The organism is Roseovarius sp. A46, from assembly GCF_004126395.1.
GTDB classification, from domain to species: Bacteria; Pseudomonadota; Alphaproteobacteria; order Rhodobacterales; family Rhodobacteraceae; genus Roseovarius; species Roseovarius nitratireducens.
Genome location: NZ_PVWS01000013.1, coordinates 1 through 19,291, shown reverse-complemented (window position 1 = coordinate 19,291; position 19,291 = coordinate 1). Strand labels below are relative to the sequence as shown.

Annotated in this window: 23 protein-coding genes and 1 tRNA gene; 11 read left to right on the top strand and 13 right to left on the bottom strand. The window is 64.6% G+C overall.

Annotation, left to right across the window (positions count from 1 at the left end; all coding sequences use genetic code 11):
- Position 1: 1 nt before the first annotated feature.
- From C6W92_RS08605 to C6W92_RS08585, 5 genes are read right to left on the bottom strand one after another with little or no spacing between them, the layout of a single operon-like run.
- Positions 2-256, bottom strand: a complete 255-nt coding sequence (locus C6W92_RS08605) for a hypothetical protein (protein WP_129432588.1) — start codon at positions 254-256, stop codon at positions 2-4.
- A 5-nt stretch (positions 257-261) separates the two neighbouring features.
- Positions 262-1,248 (bottom strand): branched-chain amino acid ABC transporter permease, encoded by a 987-nt coding sequence (locus C6W92_RS08600; protein ID WP_129432587.1) that lies wholly within the window; start codon positions 1,246-1,248, stop codon positions 262-264.
- Between the two features lie 38 nt (positions 1,249-1,286).
- Positions 1,287-1,712: a hypothetical protein gene (locus C6W92_RS08595; RefSeq protein WP_129432586.1), complete on the bottom strand. Its 426-nt coding sequence runs from the start codon at positions 1,710-1,712 to the stop codon at positions 1,287-1,289.
- Positions 1,705-2,526, bottom strand: coding sequence for an ABC transporter ATP-binding protein (locus C6W92_RS08590; RefSeq protein WP_129432585.1), 822 nt, complete (start codon positions 2,524-2,526; stop codon positions 1,705-1,707). Before C6W92_RS08590 ends, C6W92_RS08595 begins: the two co-directional genes overlap by 8 nt.
- Positions 2,523-4,496 carry an AMP-binding protein gene (locus C6W92_RS08585; protein WP_241691108.1) on the bottom strand — a complete coding sequence of 658 codons (1,974 nt, stop codon included), beginning with the start codon at positions 4,494-4,496 and terminating at the stop codon, positions 2,523-2,525. The genes C6W92_RS08590 and C6W92_RS08585 overlap by 4 nt, the downstream gene beginning before the upstream one ends.
- Positions 4,497-4,855: 359 nt before the next feature.
- On the opposite strand from C6W92_RS08585, the gene C6W92_RS08580 reads away from it, so the two are divergent.
- Both C6W92_RS08580 and C6W92_RS08575 read left to right on the top strand, forming a co-directional pair.
- Entirely contained in the window at positions 4,856-6,754 is a 1,899-nt protein-coding gene (locus tag C6W92_RS08580) for a PAS-domain containing protein (protein ID WP_129432583.1), read from the top strand.
- On the top strand, positions 6,751-7,464 hold the full coding sequence (locus C6W92_RS08575) for a response regulator transcription factor (RefSeq protein WP_129432582.1): 714 nt from the start codon (positions 6,751-6,753) through the stop codon (positions 7,462-7,464). Before C6W92_RS08580 ends, C6W92_RS08575 begins: the two co-directional genes overlap by 4 nt.
- A 6-nt stretch (positions 7,465-7,470) precedes the next feature.
- On the opposite strand, the gene C6W92_RS08570 is transcribed toward C6W92_RS08575, so the two are convergent.
- Positions 7,471-8,124 carry an alternative oxidase gene (locus C6W92_RS08570; protein WP_129432581.1) on the bottom strand — a complete coding sequence of 218 codons (654 nt, stop codon included), beginning with the start codon at positions 8,122-8,124 and terminating at the stop codon, positions 7,471-7,473.
- Between the two features lie 110 nt (positions 8,125-8,234).
- Positions 8,235-9,437 carry a hydantoinase/carbamoylase family amidase gene (locus C6W92_RS08565; RefSeq protein WP_129432580.1) on the bottom strand — a complete coding sequence of 401 codons (1,203 nt, stop codon included), beginning with the start codon at positions 9,435-9,437 and terminating at the stop codon, positions 8,235-8,237.
- A gap of 335 nt (positions 9,438-9,772) precedes the next feature.
- Here C6W92_RS08565 and C6W92_RS08560 point away from each other — a divergent pair, with 335 nt between their 5' ends.
- From C6W92_RS08560 to C6W92_RS08540, 5 genes are all read left to right on the top strand, one after another.
- Entirely contained in the window at positions 9,773-10,363 is a 591-nt protein-coding gene (locus C6W92_RS08560) for a rhodanese-like domain-containing protein (protein WP_129432579.1), read from the top strand.
- A gap of 122 nt (positions 10,364-10,485) precedes the next feature.
- Positions 10,486-10,839 (top strand): CidA/LrgA family protein, encoded by a 354-nt coding sequence (locus C6W92_RS08555; protein ID WP_129432578.1) that lies wholly within the window; start codon positions 10,486-10,488, stop codon positions 10,837-10,839.
- Positions 10,836-11,552: an LrgB family protein gene (locus C6W92_RS08550; RefSeq protein ID WP_129432577.1), complete on the top strand. Its 717-nt coding sequence runs from the start codon at positions 10,836-10,838 to the stop codon at positions 11,550-11,552. Before C6W92_RS08555 ends, C6W92_RS08550 begins: the two co-directional genes overlap by 4 nt.
- 532 nt (positions 11,553-12,084) lie before the next feature.
- Positions 12,085-12,450, top strand: coding sequence for a cupin domain-containing protein (locus tag C6W92_RS08545; RefSeq protein ID WP_129432576.1), 366 nt, complete (start codon positions 12,085-12,087; stop codon positions 12,448-12,450).
- Between the two features lie 233 nt (positions 12,451-12,683).
- Positions 12,684-12,836, top strand: coding sequence for a hypothetical protein (locus C6W92_RS08540; protein ID WP_241691107.1), 153 nt, complete (start codon positions 12,684-12,686; stop codon positions 12,834-12,836).
- Between the two features lie 234 nt (positions 12,837-13,070).
- Here the strand turns inward: C6W92_RS08540 and C6W92_RS08535 are convergent, their stop codons facing one another.
- From C6W92_RS08535 to C6W92_RS08530, 3 genes are all read right to left on the bottom strand, one after another.
- Positions 13,071-13,259: a hypothetical protein gene (locus C6W92_RS08535; RefSeq protein WP_129432574.1), complete on the bottom strand. Its 189-nt coding sequence runs from the start codon at positions 13,257-13,259 to the stop codon at positions 13,071-13,073.
- Between the two features lie 354 nt (positions 13,260-13,613).
- Positions 13,614-13,757, bottom strand: coding sequence for a hypothetical protein (locus C6W92_RS17670; protein ID WP_164989200.1), 144 nt, complete (start codon positions 13,755-13,757; stop codon positions 13,614-13,616).
- 111 nt (positions 13,758-13,868) lie between these two features.
- Positions 13,869-13,943 (bottom strand) — tRNA-Thr (locus tag C6W92_RS08530).
- A gap of 88 nt (positions 13,944-14,031) precedes the next feature.
- Between C6W92_RS08530 and C6W92_RS17665 the strand changes: the two genes are divergently transcribed.
- Genes C6W92_RS17665 through C6W92_RS08520 form a run of 3 tightly spaced genes read left to right on the top strand, consistent with a single transcriptional unit; the run spans position 14,032 to position 15,944 of the window.
- Complete coding sequence (locus C6W92_RS17665) at positions 14,032-14,205, top strand: hypothetical protein (RefSeq protein ID WP_164989202.1); 174 nt, start codon at positions 14,032-14,034, stop codon at positions 14,203-14,205.
- Positions 14,206-14,211: 6 nt separating this feature from the next.
- A complete protein-coding gene (murA, locus tag C6W92_RS08525) occupies positions 14,212-15,480 on the top strand; it encodes a UDP-N-acetylglucosamine 1-carboxyvinyltransferase (protein ID WP_129432573.1) in 1,269 nt (422 codons plus the stop codon).
- On the top strand, positions 15,477-15,944 hold the full coding sequence (locus C6W92_RS08520) for a DUF2948 family protein (RefSeq protein ID WP_129432572.1): 468 nt from the start codon (positions 15,477-15,479) through the stop codon (positions 15,942-15,944). Before murA ends, C6W92_RS08520 begins: the two co-directional genes overlap by 4 nt.
- 53 nt (positions 15,945-15,997) lie before the next feature.
- On the opposite strand, the gene C6W92_RS08515 is transcribed toward C6W92_RS08520, so the two are convergent.
- Positions 15,998-16,393, bottom strand: coding sequence for a c-type cytochrome (locus C6W92_RS08515; RefSeq protein WP_129432571.1), 396 nt, complete (start codon positions 16,391-16,393; stop codon positions 15,998-16,000).
- Positions 16,394-16,586: 193 nt separating this feature from the next.
- Here C6W92_RS08515 and hisD point away from each other — a divergent pair, with 193 nt between their 5' ends.
- Positions 16,587-17,888, top strand: a complete 1,302-nt coding sequence (gene hisD, locus C6W92_RS08510; protein WP_129432570.1) for a histidinol dehydrogenase — start codon at positions 16,587-16,589, stop codon at positions 17,886-17,888.
- 426 nt (positions 17,889-18,314) lie between these two features.
- Here the strand turns inward: hisD and C6W92_RS08505 are convergent, their stop codons facing one another.
- Positions 18,315-19,004 carry a hypothetical protein gene (locus tag C6W92_RS08505; protein WP_164989201.1) on the bottom strand — a complete coding sequence of 230 codons (690 nt, stop codon included), beginning with the start codon at positions 19,002-19,004 and terminating at the stop codon, positions 18,315-18,317.
- A gap of 32 nt (positions 19,005-19,036) precedes the next feature.
- Positions 19,037-19,291: hypothetical protein (locus C6W92_RS17845; protein WP_206735517.1), on the bottom strand; the 255-nt coding region annotated here is incomplete at its 5' end.

The following is a 19,291-nucleotide window of genomic DNA, read 5'->3' as shown; positions in this document are numbered from 1 at the left end:
CTCAGAGAACCTCCCCATGGATTTCGTCGTCGTCGCGCTTCTCGGCGCGGTTGGCGGGCTTGGCATATCCCGTCGCCTCGGAGTGGCGCACCAGCCAGAAGAAGGCGAGCATCCCCACGCCCCCTCCCAACGCGGCGAGCAGCGCGGCGGTGACCATCTGTCCGGTATGATCGACCCGCGCCGTCAGCGCGAGGTATCCGAAGGCCCAGAACCCGGCCCAGGCGATCACGTTGAGGATGGCAATCAGTTTCTGCATACCCCTCACACCCTCTCGATGATCTTCTCGCCGAACAAACCTTGCGGCCGGAAGACGAGGAAAAGAAGCGCCAGCACGTAAGCGAACCAGTTCTCTGTTGCGCCCCCCACCATCGGACCGATGGCGAACTCGAACAGCTTCTCGCCCACCCCGATGATGAGTCCGCCGACGATGGCGCCGGGGATCGACGTGAATCCGCCCAGCATCAGCACCGGCAGTGCCTTCAACGCGATCAGCGACAGCGAGAACTGCACGCCCGATTTCGTGCCCCACATGATACCCGCGACCAGCGCGACAAAACCCGCCAGCGACCACACCATTACCCAGATGAAGTTGAGCGACACACCCACCGACAGCGCCGCCTGATGGTCGTCGGCCACCGCGCGCATGGCCCGGCCATGCTTGGAATACTGCGCGAAGATCACCAGCGCGATCACCAGAAGCGCCGCCACGAATGTCGCCCACAGGTCGAGATTGTCGATAAAGAACCCGTAGCCGAAGATACCGTATGTGACCTCGTCGATCACCGTGTTGATGCCCTGCGGCAGGCCCACGTCGAGCTTCTTGATGTCGGCGCCCCACATGATGTCGCCGAACCCTTCGAGGAAATAGGCAAGGCCGATGGTGGCCATGAACAGGATGATCGGCTCTTGTCCGACGAGGTGGCGAAAGATGAAATGGTTGACCGCCCAGGCCAGCGCCACCATCACCACCATCGTCAGCAGGATCGCGGCCAGCGCCGGGACATGCCAGCCGAAATGATGGACCTCGGTGCCGAAAACGGCATTGATGAGATGCGCGAAGGGCACCTGCCCGTCCATGATTCCCACCAGCGTCAGCGCGGCAAAGAGCGCGAGCACCCCTTGCGCGAAATTGAAGATGCCGCTCGCCTTGAAGATCAGCACGAAGCCCAGCGCCACGAGCGCGTAGAGCACCCCGGCCATGAGGCCGTTGAGAAACACCTCCATCGCGAAAATCAACTGGTCAGGCATGGTCTGCCTCCTCTCCCATTGCGCGCGCTCGCGTCGTGTCAGGCTTCAAGGTATGTCTCCACGATCCGCAGGGTGATGCCCCGGTCCGCATTGGTTTTCTGCACTTCGAGCACCGGCTCGATCCACAGGTGGCTGTGCCAGCGGCCCGTGGCCACGGGCACGTAGCGCCCCGCCTCCACCGACGCCGCGATCCAGGTGTCGAACCCTGGCACCGGCGCGCCCTCGGGGTCGCGTACCGCGCAGGCCCGCATCCCGTCGGCGGGGGCGGTTTCGACCGCGAGGGTTCGACCCGCGGTCAGCGCGTAGCGCACGACATCCCCGTCACGCGCGCCCGTCCCCAGCCCGGCCACCACCGGCGGCACCTGGTTCTCCAGCGCCGACAGGCAGCGCGTCTCGAAATCCGCCCACGCCCCGGCATGGGCCGCGGCGGGCAGCAGGAGCGCGAGGCCGAGCGCCTTAATCATGCGCCACCCCCAGGTAGGCGTCGATCACCGCCTGGTTCTTGCGCACCTCGTCGGGCGAGCCGTCGCCGATCTTCTTGCCGTAATCCATCACCACGACCCGGTCGGACAGGTCCATCACCACGCCCATGTCGTGCTCGATCAGCGCGATCGTTGTGCCAAACTCGTCGTTCACGTCGAGGATGAAGCGGCTCATGTCCTCCTTCTCCTCGACGTTCATCCCCGCCATCGGCTCGTCCAGCAACAGGATCGACGGCTCGGCGGCCAGCGCGCGGGCAAGCTCCACCCGCTTTTTCAGGCCATAGGGCAGGCGGCCCACCGGCGTTTTGCGGATGTGCTGGATTTCGAGAAAGTCGATGACCTTCTCCACTGCCGCGCGGTTCTCGGTTTCCTCGGCTTCCGCGCGGCCCTTCCATAGCGCCTGCGCGAACAGCCCCGCGCTCATCTGCCGGATGCGGCCGGTCATGACGTTGTCGAGCACGGTCATCCCCTCGAACAGCGCGATATTCTGAAAGGTGCGCGCGATGCCCTGTTGCGCCACCTGGTAGGGCTTCATTTGCGGGCGCTTTGCCCCCTTGTACCAGACCTCGCCCTCCTGCGGATTGTAGAAGCCGCTGATCACGTTGAGCATCGACGACTTGCCCGCGCCGTTGGGTCCGATGATCGCGCGGATCTCGCCCTCGCGGATATCGAAACTGATATCCTCGATCGCCACCACCCCGCCGAACCGCAGGGTGATGTTGCGCATCTCCATCAGCACGCCGCCGATCTTGCGGCCGTCCTCGGTGGTGTAGCCCTCTGCGTCCATGTCCTTCATTCCGCCGCCACCTTCGCTGTCTGCTCCACCGCGACCTGCACCGGCACGATCTTCAGCGTCGCCGAAATGCTGCCCTTGCGCCCGTCCTCGTAGGTCACCTCGGTGGTGGTGTAGACCTCCTCGGACCCGTCATAGAGTGCCACCAGCAGGTCCTCGAACTTCTCGGAGATCACGCCGCGGCGCACCTTGCGCGTGCGCGTCATCTCGCCATCGTCGGCATCCAGCTCCTTGTGCAGCACGAGGAAGCGGTGCACCTGGCAATGCGACAGCATCGGGTCGTCGGCGAGAGAGCGGTTCACCTCCTCGACATGGCCGCGGATCATATCGAGCACCTGCGGGTGCCCTGCCAGCTCTTGATACGAGGCATAGCCGATATTGTTGCGCTCGGCCCAGTTGCCCACCGCCGCCAGGTCGATATTGACGAAGGCGGTGCATTCAGAGCGATCATTGCCGAACACCACCGCCTCTAGGATGTTGGGGTAGAACTTGAGCTTGTTCTCCACGTATTTCGGCGCGAACAGCTTGCCGTCGGCCATCTTGCCCACATCCTTGGCGCGGTCGATGATCCGCAGGTGGCCCGATCCCTCCTCGAAGAAGCCGGCGTCGCCGGTGGCGACCCAGCCTTCCGCGTCCTTGGTCTTCTTCGTGCTTTCCTCGTTCTTGTAGTAATACTCGAACGTGCCGGCCCCGCGATAATAGACCTCGCCATTGTCGCCGATGCGAACCTCCACACCCGGTGCCGGAACGCCCACCGTGTCGCTGCGCACCTCGCCATCGGGTTGCAGGGTGATGAAAACGCTGGCCTCGGTCTGGCCGTAGAGCTGCTTGAGGTTGATGCCGAGCGAGCGGTAGAAATCGAAGATTTCCGGCCCGATTGCCTCGCCCGCGGTATAGCCCACCCGCACCCGGCCCAGGCCCAGCGTGTCCTTCAGCGGGCCATAGACGAACAGGTTGCCCAAGGCATAGCGCAACCGGTCCATGCCGCCGACCTGCTTGCCATCGAGGATGTCGGGGCCCACCCGGCGCGCGACGGCCATGAAGTGATCGAACAGCCATTTCTTGAACCGGCTGGCATCCTCCATGCGGATCATCACGTTGGTAAGCTGCGTCTCGAACACGCGCGGCGGGGCAAAGTAATAGGTCGGCCCGATCTCGCGCAGGTCGGTCTGCATGGTCTCGGGCGATTCCGGGCAGTTGACGCAGAACCCGCACCAATAGGCCTGCCCGATGGAAAAGATGAAATCGCCCACCCATGCCATCGGCAGGTAGGCGAGCACCTCCTCGTCCTTGCTCAGGTTGTCGAATTCCGCCGAGGATTTCGACGCCTCGATGATGTTGCGATTGCTCAGCACCACGCCCTTGGGCTTGCCCGTGGTGCCCGAGGTATAGAGCATCACGCACACGCTGCCGTAATCGAGCTTGTCGCGCCGCGCCTTGAGATCTTCGATGAATTCGTAATGGGCCGCGCGCCCCTGCTCCTGAATGTCGATGAAGCGGTGCAGCTTGTGGTGGTCGTATTTGCGCAGGCCCCTGGGGTCGATATAGATGATGTGCTCAAGCTGGTGCAGGCGTTCCTGCACCTCGATCAGCTTGTCGACCTGCTCCTGGTCCTCGACGATCGCAAAACGCGCGCCGCAATGGTCCATGACATAGGCCATCTCGTCGGCAGCGGCATCCTGGTAGAGCGGCACGGGAATCGCGCCCACCGATTGCGCGGCAACCATGGACCAGTAGAAATGCGGCCGGTTGCGCCCGATGATGGCGATGAAATCGCCCTCGTCCACGCCCAGGTTTATCAGCCCCAGCGCCAGCGCCTCGATTTCCTTCTCGGCCTCGGCCCAGGTCCAGGTCTGCCAGATGCCGTATTCCTTTTCGCGATAGGCGTGGCGGCCCGCGAAACGGCTGGCGTTGCGTTGCAAGAGCGCCGGAATGGAGCGCGCCCCATCCGCCGCTGGTGACGGCTGTGCCAAATTTCTCTCCTCCCTTATGCCCGCATCCTCCATGCGGGCCGCGCCCCTGTGCGCGATTCTTCTTGCCTCAAGGGTGCGCGAATATTGCTGGCGGTCAACTTTTTCCTGAACATGTCGCAATCCTTACGAATTGTTACCGCGCGGGAACGGTCTTTGCGCCCCCCGCGCGCGGTGCTAGGGGAGAGGGGGTAGGGACAGGATGAGGGGTATGGCTTGGTGGGCACGCAAACCTCCTGGTATCCGGCGATGAGCCGCGCGCCCGCCCGTGCGGGCGGTCGGGCGCTCGCGCGGCGGCATGCAGGCTCGCCTTGTTCCGCGCGGGGGAACACCCCCGCCTTGCACCCCGGAGACTAGCCCCCATGCCGACCGACCGCGACGCCATGACCATGGCCGGGCTGAACCTCATCCAGCAGGCGCTCACCATCTATGACCGCGACCTGCGGCTTGCCGTCTGCAACCGCCGCTTCCAGGAAATGTTCGCCCTGCCCGACGCGCTGGTGACGCCCGGCGCGGATTTCGCCGCCACCATCCGCTACCTCGCCCGGCGCGGAGATTACGGCGACGTGGGCTGCGTGGAGGATTTCGTCGCCGAGCGGGTCGAGACCGCCCGCGCCTTCGAGCCGCATTACATGGAGCGCACCCGCGCCAATGGCCGCACCATCAGCGTCGAGGGCACGCCGCTGCCGCAGGGCGGGTGGGTGACGGTCTATACCGATATCACCCCGGCCAAGCGGCAGGAGGCGCTGCTGCGCGCCCGGTCAGAGGAACTGTCGGACCAGATACTCGCCTATTCCGAAGACCTGGCCACCGCCAACCGCGAGCTTCAGGCCACCATCACCGCGCTCGAAGAGGCCAAGCGCCAGATCACCGAGGCCGAGGCGCGCACGCGGCTGACCGCCGAGATGATGCCCGCCCATATCGCCCATGTCGGGCACGACCGCCGCTATACCTATTCCAATCGAAGGCTGACCTCGGTGATGCCGGGCACGCGCACCGACCCGATCGGCGTGGACGCCGCCGATGTGTTCGACCCCGGGACATGGGCGGTCATTGGCCCGCACCTCGATCGTGCCTACGCGGGCGAACCCTCGGTGTTCGAATTCACCCACCCGCCAAGCTCGCATCGCATCCGCGTGGCGCTCACGCCCGACCCGATCTCGGGTGGCGTCTATATCCTGTCGATGGATATCACCCGCGAGAGCCAGGCGCGCGCCGCGCTGCAACAGACCAAGCGGCGCGAGATGGCGGCGCAGCTCACCTCCGGCCTCGCGCATGATTTCTCCAACCTGCTGACGATCATCCTTGGCATGCAGTCGCGACTGGCGCGGATGGGGGTGCCTGCCGAGGCGCGCGAACTGATCGATGCCACGCTGGCGGCGGCACGGCGCGGCGGCGGATTGCTCGGTCGCATCGCCGACATGACCGGCCCGCGCGAGCACGAGCCGGTGCCCACCGATCTCGCCGCCTTCCTCGCCGATCTCGACACGCTGGCGCGCTCGGCGCTGCCCTCGGGGATCAGCTTCGCCATCGACACGCAAGGGGCAGGGGGGCGCTACCTGCTCGACGCGGGCATGTTGCAGGATTCGCTGCTGAACCTCGTGCTCAACGCCCGCGATGCCTGCGGCAGCCGTGGCCGGGTCACCCTCACCGTCCGCCCGGTGCAGGAAACGTGGCTGGAATTCACCGTCGGCGATACCGGTCCGGGCTTCTCGCCCGAGGCGCTCGACCACGCGCTCGACCCGTTCTTCACCACCAAGGGCGGCGAGGGCTCGGGGCTCGGCCTGTCGATGGTCTACGACATGACCAAGCTCGCCGGCGGGCGCATCATGCTGGGCAATACCGATGCCGGCGGGCGCGTCACCCTGCGCCTGCCGCTCCGGCCCGCGGGCGACGCGCGCCCCCCCGGCCTCGTGCTGCTGGTCGAGGACAGCCCCGACCTGCGCTCGGCCTTGCGCGACATGCTGCGCGGCGCGGGCCACAGCGTGATCGAGGCGGCGAGCGTGGCCGAGGCCGCCGACATTCTCGCCGACCTGCCCGAGATTTCCGCCATCCTGTCGGATATCGTGCTGGAGGGCAGCGCCACCGGCATCGACCTCGCGCGCCTGCCCCGTCCCGGCGACTGCCCGCTGGTGCTGATGACCTCGCTGCCGCCCGACGACCCGCTCCACCGTGCCGCCGCAGACGTGGCCCCGGTCCTGCGCAAGCCGTTCACCGCCGCACAGCTCGACGCCGCCCTTTCCACCGGAGACCGCCCATGACCGCCCCCGCAAACGCCCCCCTCGTGACGATCCTCGACGACGAGCCCGCGATCCGCACCATGCTTGCCGAGGCGCTGGAGGAGGCAGGCTTTCGCACCATGGCGTTCGGTCGCGCGACAGAGTTCGAGGCGGCGCTCAGGCAGGCGAGCCCCGATGTCTGCCTCGTCGACCTGTCATTGCCCGACCGCGACGGCCTCGGCCTCGTGCACCGGCTGGCGCTGGAACAGGGGGCGACGGTGATCATCATCTCGGGCCGCGCGCAGGTGCAGGACCGCGTGACCGGGCTGGAGCTTGGGGCCGACGACTACATCATAAAACCGTTCGACCCGGCCGAGGTGGTGGCCCGCATCCGCGCCCGCCTGCGCCGCGGCACGCCCAGCACCCAGACTGGCGAGGTGGCGCACTTCAACGGTTGGGCCGCGCATTTCGACCGCTACGTGCTCGAGGATGACAGCGGCGCGGAAACCCCCTTTTCCCATGCCGAGGGCGAGGTGCTGCGGCTGTTCCTCGAACGGCCCAAACGGCTCATCTCGCGGCAGGCGATGCAGGAGGCGCTTGGCGGCGCCGCGGGCGAAAGCTTTGACCGCGCGATGGATGTGCGCATCTCGCGCCTGCGCACCAAGCTGCGCGAAGACCCCCGCAATCCCCGCTTGATCAAGACGATCTACGGCGCGGGCTACATCTTCCTCGGCGATGTGCGCTGGGGGTGATCCTGCTCACGGATCGGTTCCCTCCATGATCTGGTTGGCATACCCGTGGTTGGTGTCGCGGTGATGTGCCTCGTCGGCACGCACGCGGATCACCACCTCGCGCAGCCGGGCCTCCTCGGGCAGCCCCCAGTAGTCGATGGCGATCCGCGGGGCGGGCACGTTCTCCTGCCGCCCGGCGTCGATCTCGGCCAGGTATTCCGTGTAGCTGACCACCGCTTCCTCCTCGAGATAGCCGACGATGCGATGCGCGATCCGCGGGGCGAACAGGTAGGTGAAGAAGAACACGTTGTAGAACACGACCTGCGCCACCATGATCAGCAGCCGCTCCACCCGCGTCGGCTGCGCGACATGGATGAAGGTCATCAGGTGCATGCGCTCGTTCTCGGCCTCGTCGAGCAGATCGCGGATCCAGCCCTGGTCGTCGCGGATATGGCGCACCGCCTTTAGATGCCGCAACAGGCCGCCGACCATGCCCGGCACCGCCGCTACCGTTTCCAGCACCACGGCGCGGTGCCCGTAGCGCGCAGAGAAGAACGCGTCGGCAAAGACGCGCATGGTCTTGACCACCCGCAACGCGATCCTGTCGCGAATGTCGCGCGGCGTGTGATGGGTGTAGAGAATCTCAGCTTCGGCGCGGTCGCGCTGCGGCTCGCGTGCCATGTCGCTCTCCATCTTGTCCTGACCGACAGATGGGCACGAAGGATGATTATTGAATGCCGCGCCGGGCGCGACCGGCATACTTCCGCCGGTCACACCGGACGGTGACGATATTACCCCCCGGCACGCCCCACCGCCCCGGCCAATACCTCCAGCCCGGTCACCAGGTCGGCCTCGGCGGTATCCTCGGCGAATGCATGGCTGATCCCGTCGATCGAGGGCACGAACAGCATCGCGGCGGGCATCAGCCGCGCCACGTTGGTCGCATCGTGCAGCGCCCCCGACTGCATCCGCCGCCAGCGCCCCGGCGCCACCGCCTCGGCGCTGTCGCACAGCGCGTCGCGCAAGGTCTCGTCCATCGGCATCGGCTCCAGCCCCAGCATGTCGCCAAAGCTCACGCTCAACCCCGCGTCCTTCGCCACCTCCTGCGCCGTCTCGCGGATGATCTCTTCCATCCGGCGCAGCCGGTCCGCGTCGCCGTCGCGCCACTGCATGGAAAACACCGCCCGTCCCGGCACGATGGAATGGGCATCCGGGTGCAGCCGGACATGGCCGATGGTCCACACCGTCTGCGGCGTGACCACGTTGCGCAGCCGGTCATTCAGCAGCGCGTTGAACCGTGCCAGCCCCTGGAACGCGTCGCGGCGGCGGTGCATCGGCGTGGTGCCCGCGTGGTTCTGTTCGCCGTCGTAGGTAATCCGCATGTCGCGGATGCCGACGATATCGGTGACCACGCCCGCCGCCTCGCCCGCCTCATAGAGCCACGGACCCTGCTCGATATGCATCTCGACAAAGCCGGAGAAACGCCCCGGGTCGACGAAATCCCCGGCCCGCTCCGCGATCCCCGCCCGTGCCTCGGCAAAGCGCACACCCTCGCGGTCGGTCTGCCGGTCGGCATCCTCCAACGACAGGTTTCCAGACCAGATCGCGCTACCGGTGGTGACGCCGAACCGCCCTTCCTCGTCCTGGAAGGACACGACAGAAACCGGCGGCCCACCTGCCTCGACGCTCGCGCGCGCCACCTCCAGCGCCGCGATCACGCCCAGCGCCCCGTCGAGCCAGCCACCCTCGGGCTGGCTGTCGCTATGGCTGCCCAGCAGGATCGAGCGCCCCTCGGCCAGGCCAAAGAGATTGCCCACCGGATCGAGATGCGGCACCAGCCCCGCCTCGCGCATCCGTCCCGCCAGCCAGTCCCGCGCCGCGATGTCGGCCTCGCTATAGGCCGGGCGCACCACGCCCTTGCCCACCCCTGCCGCGCCGAACTCGCGCAGCCGGTGCAGATCGGCCAGAAATCTCTCGGGGTTCACTGCGATCATCTGCCTGCCTCCCTTTCACATCCCGGGCATACCCTACATGCGCGGCGCCGGGTTACAATGCCTTGACGGGGCCTCGACGCCATCAACAGGGCCATGGCCACCGGTCGAGAAGCCGAGGCCGATGAAACAGGTAGCGCCCCCGCGGATGATCGAGGTGCCGGACGACCGTCTTGGCCATTGCGCAAGATCAAAGAGCGTGCAGGGTAGTGGCCCTATGCTTCTCGCGGGCGACAGACGCGGAAACACGCCAGAGCGCGCCTCGCGCAGCCCGGATCGGCGTGCCCCTTTCCGACACCCTTGCGCCGCGCGTAATAACGCACAGACCGGAGGACAAAATGAAGACACTTGCCACCGCTTTCGCTGCCGCATTCATTGCCGGGTCGGCGCAGGCCGACCCTACAGTGGGGATCACGAAATCCATGCCCGAGGCGACCGTTCAGACCAAGAATGGCCCACAGGTGATCAAGCGCATACAGGATCCGTCGCACGAGCTAACCGGCGAGTGGGCGCGCACCTCGCGCCCGTGTCCGGAATTCTGCATACAGCCGATGGTCCCCGCTCCGGGTGTATCGACGATCGGGGAACTCGAGCTTCTGGAGATGTTGCAGGACCCTGAAGCCGTTGTCGTGGACAGCCGGACGTCTGACTGGTTTCAGGGCGGTACGATCCCGGGCGCGATCAACATTCCCTATACGTATGTCGTCGATGAGCTCGGCCGGCTCGGGTGCCTGCCGGATTTCGACGGCTGGGATTGTGCGGAGGCCAAGCGGGTCGCGCTCTTCTGCAACGGGATCTGGTGCGGGCAGTCCCCGACGGCGATCCGCAACATGATCGCGGCCGGCTACCCCGCCGAGCGGATCTCATACTACCGCGGCGGCATGCAGGTCTGGCGTCTGCTGGGCCTGACCGTGGCCGGTGGAGGCTGAATTGAGACCAGGCCGCGCCTGCGCGGCGGGCATAACAGTGTTACTGGTTGCGCGATGCGATTGTGGCACGCAGACTTAGCTGTCACCAAGATCAGGCGCACGCTCCTGAAAAGGTAATTCCCATGCTTCCAACTCTCGGGCTGCTTCTTGTCTGCCAACTCATCGGAGAGGTGATCGTCCGCGGCATCGGCCTGTCCATCCCCGGCCCCGTCATCGGGCTGACGCTGCTCATTCTCATCCTTCGCCTCAGGCCGGCACTTGCCGAACAGCTACGGGCGACCATCACGGTCATCCTGGCAAACCTGTCCCTGCTATTCGTTCCGGCGGGCGTCGGTGTGATCGGCAATCTGGAGGTCCTATCGGAGGATTGGTTTGCGCTCCTCGTCGTGCTTGTGCTGTCCACGCTGTTGGCCATGCTGGCGGCTGTCGGCACCTTTATTGGTGTGCGCCGCCTGACCGAAGGGCGCTCGACATGACGGACGTGGCAAACCTCTGGAGCTATCTGTCCACAAGTCCCCTTCTGTGGCTGACCGCGACCGTTCTGGCGTATCTTGCCGCTGACGCGGTGGCGCGACGGCTGGACAATAATCCATTGGCCAACCCGGTGATCCTCGCGGTCCTGATGATCACGCCGGTGCTCTGGGTCACGCAGACAGAGTATGCGACCTATTTCGAGGGGGCACAGTTCATCCATTTCCTGCTGGGCCCGGCGACGATCGCGCTGGCGCTGCCGCTATGGGACAACCGCGAGACCATTAGCCAGTCCGTCGCGCCGATCCTGCTGGCGCTTCTGGCCGGCTCGGTGACGGCGGCAGGCTCCGCCATTCTGCTGGCGCAGGCGTTCGGTCTTTCGACCGAGGTGATCCTGTCGCTCGCCCCCAAATCCACGACCGCGCCCGTGGCGCTCGGGATATCCGAAGCGGTCGGCGGCCTTCCCGCTTTGACGGCCGTGCTTGTGATCCTGACCGGGATCATCGGGGCCGTGATCGTCACGCCCCTAATGACAGTGCTGCGTATCAAGGACTGGCGCGCGCGTGGGTTCTCCGTCGGGCTGGCATCACACGGCATCGGAACGGCGCGCGCATTCCAGGTGAACCCGACTGCCGGGGCCTATGCTGGCATCGCGATGGCGCTCAATGCCTTGCTCACCAGCATCATCGTGCCCGTGCTCGTGCGGTGGCTGATCTAGCGATTGAATGCTCTGGCGATCGGTGAACTGGCACCCGCATCGTGGTGAGCCTGTGAAACTCAGACCAATGCTCAGCACAACACTATGGCTTGTTTGCCGCTTGACAGCAAGAACGGGGGTGATGAGCCGATGACCGCAGAGGCAGTCAAGTCGGCGCAAATCGAACCCGCCTGAGCGAACTCGCGGACAAAGACGAAAGGAACAGCAATCACCCAATCTCTCGCCAGGGAGTTGGAGATCGTGACGCTCACCGACCGCCCTGGAGACGCCACCGGCATCCGGCTGATCGCCGAACATCTGCGAAATCCTCGCCGCCAGTATCAGCGGTCGGACGGCTACCGGGATCGGAGCATGACCGAGGCCCATCGCGACATGGAGATCGACGAGGCCAAAGACGACGCTGGCCTCTTGGAATTACGACTCGGAGACCTGCATCAAGGTCGAGGGGATGCTTTACACTCTGAACTCCGAAATTACCTATATATGAATGGTCCGGCCCTTCGAGTCCGGCCCACAGAAAGGCAGAAAACACATGACAGCTACCATCGAAATTCGCCGCTTCGAGACCCCCGATGACCGGCTCGACATGAAGGAGCGCGGCGGCATCGACATCATCAAGACCGAACAAGGCTCCACCGGCATGCGCGCCGTGTTCGAGCCCGGCTGGACCTGGGAGGTGGATGAAAAACCGCTTCTTGGCTCCCCCGACACCTGCCCGATGCATCACACCGGCTACTGCCTCTCGGGCCGGCTCGTCGTGCGGATGATCGAAAGCGGAGAGGAGACGCCGATCACCAGGGGCGACTTTTTCGAGATTCCGCCAGGTCACGATGCCTATGTCGCGGGTGATGAGCGGGTCGAACTGATCCTGTTCGAGGCGTCGGGCGCCCATACCTGAGACGGTTGTTGCCCTGGACGCCGCCGGGGTCCAGGGGAACGTGAGCACAAGCCTCTTGCAAGCCGAAATGATCTCTGCCCGCTGCGATAGGCCGCCATGGTGCCTGAATATCCGTCGGAAGAAGGCAGTATCCTCGTAGCCGACAGCCAGCCTGACCCGCTCAATGAACGCCACGCCGTCCTCGAGCACCTTCCGAGCGGCGGCAGTGGCAGTATATCTGGCTGTATGCAGGCGTGGCCATCGTGCTGGGCCAGGTGGCCTGGAACATGGCGCTGAAATACGCGCGCGCCTCCGAACTGTCGCTCGCCACCGCCTTCTCACCGCTGGCCGCACCAATGCCGCCCTTGGCCGCAGCCATTTTCGGCGACATTCCCGAAATGGCCTGATGCGCGATGGGCAAGTCGCCCGATGCGACCACCTGATCCGTTCTTCTGCGTCGCAGACGGTGTCCGGGCGCAGCAAGATTGCCGAAGGCGAATCCCTTGAAATTCTCGCCCCGCCGCGACGCTGATTGTCGGGGTTGGACGACGATAGCATGAGACTCAAACTGACCTGCCAGGTTGTTGCAGGCGGCGCCTGTTTTGGTCTTTAGGAACGCGCGAGCGCCACCACCCCGGTTACTATTCCGGTTTGTCGGTCGGTTCGGTGTCTTCAGCGGGCTTCGGCGGGACTGAACCTTCAGATTTCGCACCGGGTTGGAACTGCATTTTGCGGCGCCGTGCGTTGCGGGATCTGGCCCCACCCACGGGGGCGGGCACCGCGAGGAATTCGGCAAGGTTGAACTGTGGCTTCATGGAAAACATGGTCATCGAGTGATGCCTTTCTTGGGCGGAGACTATCACGCCTGTTCAGTCAATATGGGGGCGCGGACCCGGTTTCGCGACGTGCGTCTGATCGAGCATGGTTAGCCCGGCGCCACGAGCGTGCGTGAACCGGGCCGTCGGGTCCGGAAGGTTTACATCGCGCCGAGGGTAACACGTTTTCCCGGCAGAATCTCTCAAGTAGCGTAAACTTGGGGTAACCTTTCTGGCGGGACCCGGCGAGGGACGGCAGCCCGACCCTTCCTCGCCGTGGTTCGCGCATTCCTCCTCGCTACGCCTTCGGTGCCTCACAGACGCGTCGCAGCAGCTGCACGCGCCGCAGGGCCGGCGCGCTCTGAGGCCCTACCAGATCGGCCAGCTCAGCCTTATCTGGAGTTGCCGGTAATCGCCGCCCGGAGGCGTTCGCAACCCGGTCTTGCCGACGATTCCGCGCAGGTCTTTCGGCACGACCAGCCCGGCATGATAGCGCCCGCTGCGATTCACCAAGTGCCTGACCCTACCCGCCATGAGAACGATCGTATGTTACCAGGTTTGTAACCTTCGAACGGCCAAAGGTCCTTGGATGCAAGGGCCTTATTTCATTTCAATGGGTTGAAATGGTGCTGCTGGAGAGAATCGAACTCTCGACCTCTCCCTTACCAAGGGAGTGCTCTACCTCTGAGCTACAGCAGCGCCGATGTGGCGCGGTGATTAGACGCTTCTCGCCGGGGGCGCAAGGGGTAACTGGACGCTATTTCGCACCTCCTGTAAGAGGGGGGGCATGAGCGATAAACCCAAGCCAGAAACCCGCAAAGCCGCGCCGAAAGAGCGCGGGGACAGGCTCAAATCCACCCTCAAGGCCAATCTCGCACGGCGCAAGGCACAGATGCGTGCGCGGGCCGCCGGAGAGGCCGGGCACACCGAGGCAGGGCACGGCGAAGAGCAGAAGGACTAGAGCCAAATGGATTCCATCGTCGTCACCGGCAACGGGCCGCTTCACGGACAGATTCCCATTGCCGGGGCCAAGAACGCGTGCCTCACGCTGATGCCCGCCACGCTGCTGAGCGAAGAGCCGCTGACGCTGACCAACGCGCCGCGCCTGTCGGATATCCGCACCATGAGCACGCTGCTGGAATCGCTCGGCGCAGAGGTGGCGCAGATGCAGGGCGGGCAGGTGCTGACGCTGTCGTCGAATAGCATAGCCAATCACCGCGCGGATTACGACATCGTGCGCAAGATGCGCGCCTCGATCCTCGTGCTTGGCCCGATGCTGGCGCGCGACGGGCACGCGGTGGTATCACTTCCCGGCGGCTGTGCCATCGGTGCGCGCCCCGTCGATCTTCACCTCAAGGCGCTAGAGGCGATGGGCGCCGAGCTCGACCTGCGCGACGGCTACGTGCACGCCCGCGCCCCCGGCGGGCTGCGGGGCGGTCGGGTCACGTTTCCCATGGTCTCGGTCGGGGCCACGGAAAACGCGCTCATGGCCGCGACGCTGGCGCGCGGCACCACGGTGATCGACAACGCCGCGCGCGAGCCCGAGATCGTCGATCTCGCGCAATGCCTGCGCAAGATGGGCGCGCAGATCGAGGGTGAGGGCACGCACACCATCACCATCGAGGGGGTGGACCGGCTCGGCGGCGCCACCCACGCCGTGGTGCCCGACCGCATCGAGCTTGGCACCTACATGCTCGCCCCCGCGATCTGCGGCGGCGAGGTGACCTGCCTTGGCGGGCGGATCGACCTGCTGGCCGCCTTCTGCGAGAAGCTCGACGAGGCGGGCATCGACGTGACCGAGACCGAGGCCGGCCTCACCGTCGCGCGCCGCAACGGCCGCGTGCGCGCCGTCGATGTGGTGACCGCGCCGTTCCCCGGCTTTCCCACCGATCTTCAGGCGCAGATGATGGCGCTCATGTGCACGGCCCAGGGCACCTCGGTGCTCGAGGAACGCATCTTCGAGAACCGCTTCATGCACGCACCCGAACTCATGCGCATGGGCGCGCAGATCGACGTGCAGGGCGGCACCGCCACCGTCACCGGCGTCGAGACGCTCAAGGGCGCGCCGGTGATGGCCACCGACCTTCGCGCCTCCGTCTCGCTCATCCTCGCGGGGCTCGCGGCCGAGGGCGAGACCATCGTCAACCGCGTCTACCACCTTGACCGCGGCTACGAGAGCGTCGAGGAAAAGCTGGGCGGCGTAGGCGCCAGAATCGAAAGGATTACCGGCCAATGACCGACGATGCCACGTTCGAGGACGGGCGCGAGACGCCGCTCAATCTGGGCGCCTTCGACCCTGACGATCTCAAGGTGATTTCCGCACTGGCGCAGGACGCCGTGTTTCCCATCACCGAAATGCGCTGGCAGGCGCGCCGCCATCGCTTCGCGCTGCTCGTCAACCGCTTCCGCTGGGAGGACGAGGGCCGCGAGCGTCACGGGCCGGAACGCACGCAATCGCTTCTGGTGGTGGAAAACGTGCTCGGCGTGGCCAGCCAGGGTATCGACCGGGACGATCCCGATACCGTGCTGTCGCTGCTGTCGGTGACGTTCGAGCCGGGCGAGGAAGGCACCGGCCACCTGATCCTGACGCTCGCCGGCGACGGCGCGATCCGGCTCGAGATCGAGGCGCTGGAGGTCACGCTCCGCGATGTCACCCGCCCCTACCGCGCCCCCTCGGGCAAGGTTCCGTCACACGATTGATCCATCCCCGTGCCCATGGCGCATAAACCCCGGGCACGGGGACCCGTGCCGCGTTACTCTTGCAGCGTTTCGAGGTAATAGGCGATCGACAGGATCCGCCCCCGCACCAGGATCTCCGCGCCGTAGGGCCCGGTATTCTCCAGTTCTGCCTTGAATCGGCTTCCCCAGACGGGCATCGGGTAGCCATGTCCACGCGTCCCCTGGCGACCATCGATGGTGTGAATCACGTTTAGCATCGGATACGCGCCGTCATTGGCCGCGCTCAGCCCCGTCAACGAGGGCACCGGCACGGTCATCAACTCGGCCAGCGGGCCATCTCCGGCCGCGCTCTCTCCGTGGCACGAGGCGCAGGCACTCATGTACTCAGCCTTGCCCAGCTCATCGGCCTGAACAGCACCGGCAAGAAGGCAGGTAATCGTCACGGAAACACTCTTGAAAATCGACGTCATTGTGTGTCCTTCCTTGGAAACATTCGCGCATTTCATCGAAGAACATTCGATAGCCGAGCATTACGGGTCACAGGGCGTGTGTCATTAATCTAGATCAGTGACATGTGAATATGTTTTGGTCTTGCTCCCTCACCTTCACGTGTTGAGACCCCCGGCACAACGTTCTATGGCTCTGGAGACCAAGGAGAGCACAATGCCTGTATTTCTGGACTCGACAGCGCCCGATTTCGAGACCCGGTTCACCGCCCTGCTCGGCGCCAAGCGAGAGGACAGCGCGGACGTGGACGACACCGTCGCCGCGATCATCGCCGATATCCGCGCGCGCGGCGATGCGGCGCTGATAGAGCTGACCGCGAAATTCGACCGGGTGGCGCTCTCGCCCCAGACCCTGCGATTCTCCGGCGACGAGATCGACGCGCTGGTGGCCGAGGTGCCCGATGCCGAGCGCGCCGCGCTGGATCTCGCCGCCGAGCGCATCCGCGCCTACCACGCCCGCCAGATGCCGCAGGACGAAAGCTGGACCGACCCCGACGGCGCCACCCTCGGCTGGCGCTGGACGCCGGTTGGCGCGGCGGGGCTCTACGTTCCCGGCGGGCTCGCCTCCTACCCGTCCTCGGTGCTGATGAACGCGATTCCCGCCAAGGTGGCGGGGGTGGCGCGCCTCGCCATCACCGTGCCGATACCCGATGGCCGCGCCAACCCGCTGGTCCTCTTGGCCGCGCGCCTCGCCGGTGTGGACGAGATTTACCGCGTCGGCGGCGCGCAGGCCATCGCGGCGCTGGCCTACGGGACCGAGAGTATCGCGCCCGTGGACAAGATCACCGGCCCCGGCAACGCCTACGTGGCGGCGGCCAAGCGGCGGGTCTTCGGGCGCGTCGGCATCGACATGATCGCCGGGCCTTCCGAGATCCTCGTCATCGCCGACAAGGGCCAGAACCCCGACTGGATCGCCCTCGACATGCTCAGCCAGGCCGAGCATGACGAGAGCGCGCAGGCCATCCTCATCACCGATGACGCAGCCCTCGCCCGCGACGTCGCCGCCGCCGTCGAGGCCCGGCTCGAAACGCTGGAGCGCCGCGCCATCGCGGGGGCAAGCTGGCGCGACTTCGGCGCCATCATCACCGTGCCCGACCTCGCCACCGCCGCAGCCCTCAGCAACCGCATCGCGCCAGAGCACCTGGAGCTTTGCGTCGCCGACCCGGATGCGCTTAGCCAGCGGATCACCCATGCCGGCGCGATCTTCCTCGGCGCCTGGACGCCCGAGGCCATCGGCGACTACGTCGGCGGGCCCAACCACGTCCTGCCCACGGCCCGCTCGGCGCGGTTCTCGTCCGGGCTGTCGGTGATGGATTTCCTCAAGCGCACGACGCTGGCCAAGATGACCCCCGAGGCGCTCGCCAAAATCGGCCCTGCCGCCGAGACGCTGGCCAACGCCGAGAGCCTCGAGGCCCACGGATTGTCAGTCCGCGCGCGGCTGGATCATTTGAACAGGTAGGGGAGGGGGGCAGCCGGGTCGCCCGCATCGCGTAGGGTCTTGAAACCCCACCTTTGCTGGCACGACCGTCGCACACGGTAGGTTGGCACCCACCCAGCGCCTGCCTCTCTCTCACTGACCGCCCAACCCTCCCCCGCGCGGAATCAAGGCGTGCTTGCACGCCGCCGCGCGAGCGGTCATGCCGAACGCATGCCTCCGGCATGACCCACCCGCACGGGCGGGCGCTTTTGCAACGCCTCAAGCAGCGGCGAACTAGGAAGTATCTTGCACCATAAAGCGCGCCGCCCCACCGTCACAGCGCCCACCCACGGTCGGCCGCCCGCGCGGCTCAGTGCACCATCCCCAGGTTCGCAAAAGGCCGGAGGTAAACCGCAGGGTAGGCGAAGCCCAGCGTTGCCTGCGCTGCGGTTACTTTGCCTCTAGGGCTTAAAATGCCGGATCATCCACAGCTATATAGATTGATCTCTCGTCGAAGAGAGCTTTCGCCAGCGCGACCAAGTCTCCGTCTTGAAAAGTCGCAAAGGACTCAACTTGACTACACTTATAACGGATAAATTCTTCACGGACTTGTTTTCTTAATAAATCAATTGGTTGTTTGAATGCTTGCTTCCAAATAATTTCAGGCTGACCGAAGTCAAATACATGCCTATCATTTCTTATTTCACGTGCAACGAGAGGCATACGCCAGATCGCTGCAAAAGACCATTCTCCAACTTTTCCTGTGTAGTATCCAATTGCCCTTGCAAAGTCATCTATTTCATAATCATACTCGCCCTCGAATCGAATTGAGCCAGCTGAGAACAACGAGGCTGCAAAGATTATAGTATTATTTAGTTTCTCAAAGTCGCAAAAGCTAAATTCAGTAGCGAGACTTTTCTCAGCGCCTAGTATATCTAATAAATGGTGCCCTACACTTTCAAATTCAACCATCCAAGCCTGTTGCTCAAAGTTACTTCCAAAAGAGCCTGCAAACAATTTCCCTAGCTCACAACAAACTTCAAATTTAACTTCTCCTTCGCGCGACCAATTAATGAGACACAGAAACCCAACTTGATGGATCAAGGGCAATTTCTCTTGTGTATTATACTCAAAATCGACATTCTTTTTCGTATCCAATCTAGATATAACCATGTCAATGTAACCAGATTTTATTCGCGCGCGAAATTCTTCATGGGTGACTTCGACAACTGTAGGTGTCCACATTGTTGCTGGGAGATCAATCGAGTAACCAAATTTTGAGTAAAGGCGGAGAGTAACGGCACGTTCATTTCCACTAAAGGAACGTCTGAAAAACCTGCGACTTTCTGCCTAATCTGATAGGTTTGGGGCGTCCGCCAGAGGAGTCCTGCCGATGCCGAAACAGCCCGCCTTTCCCAGCCTGCGTGATGCGATGAAGAAGAAGG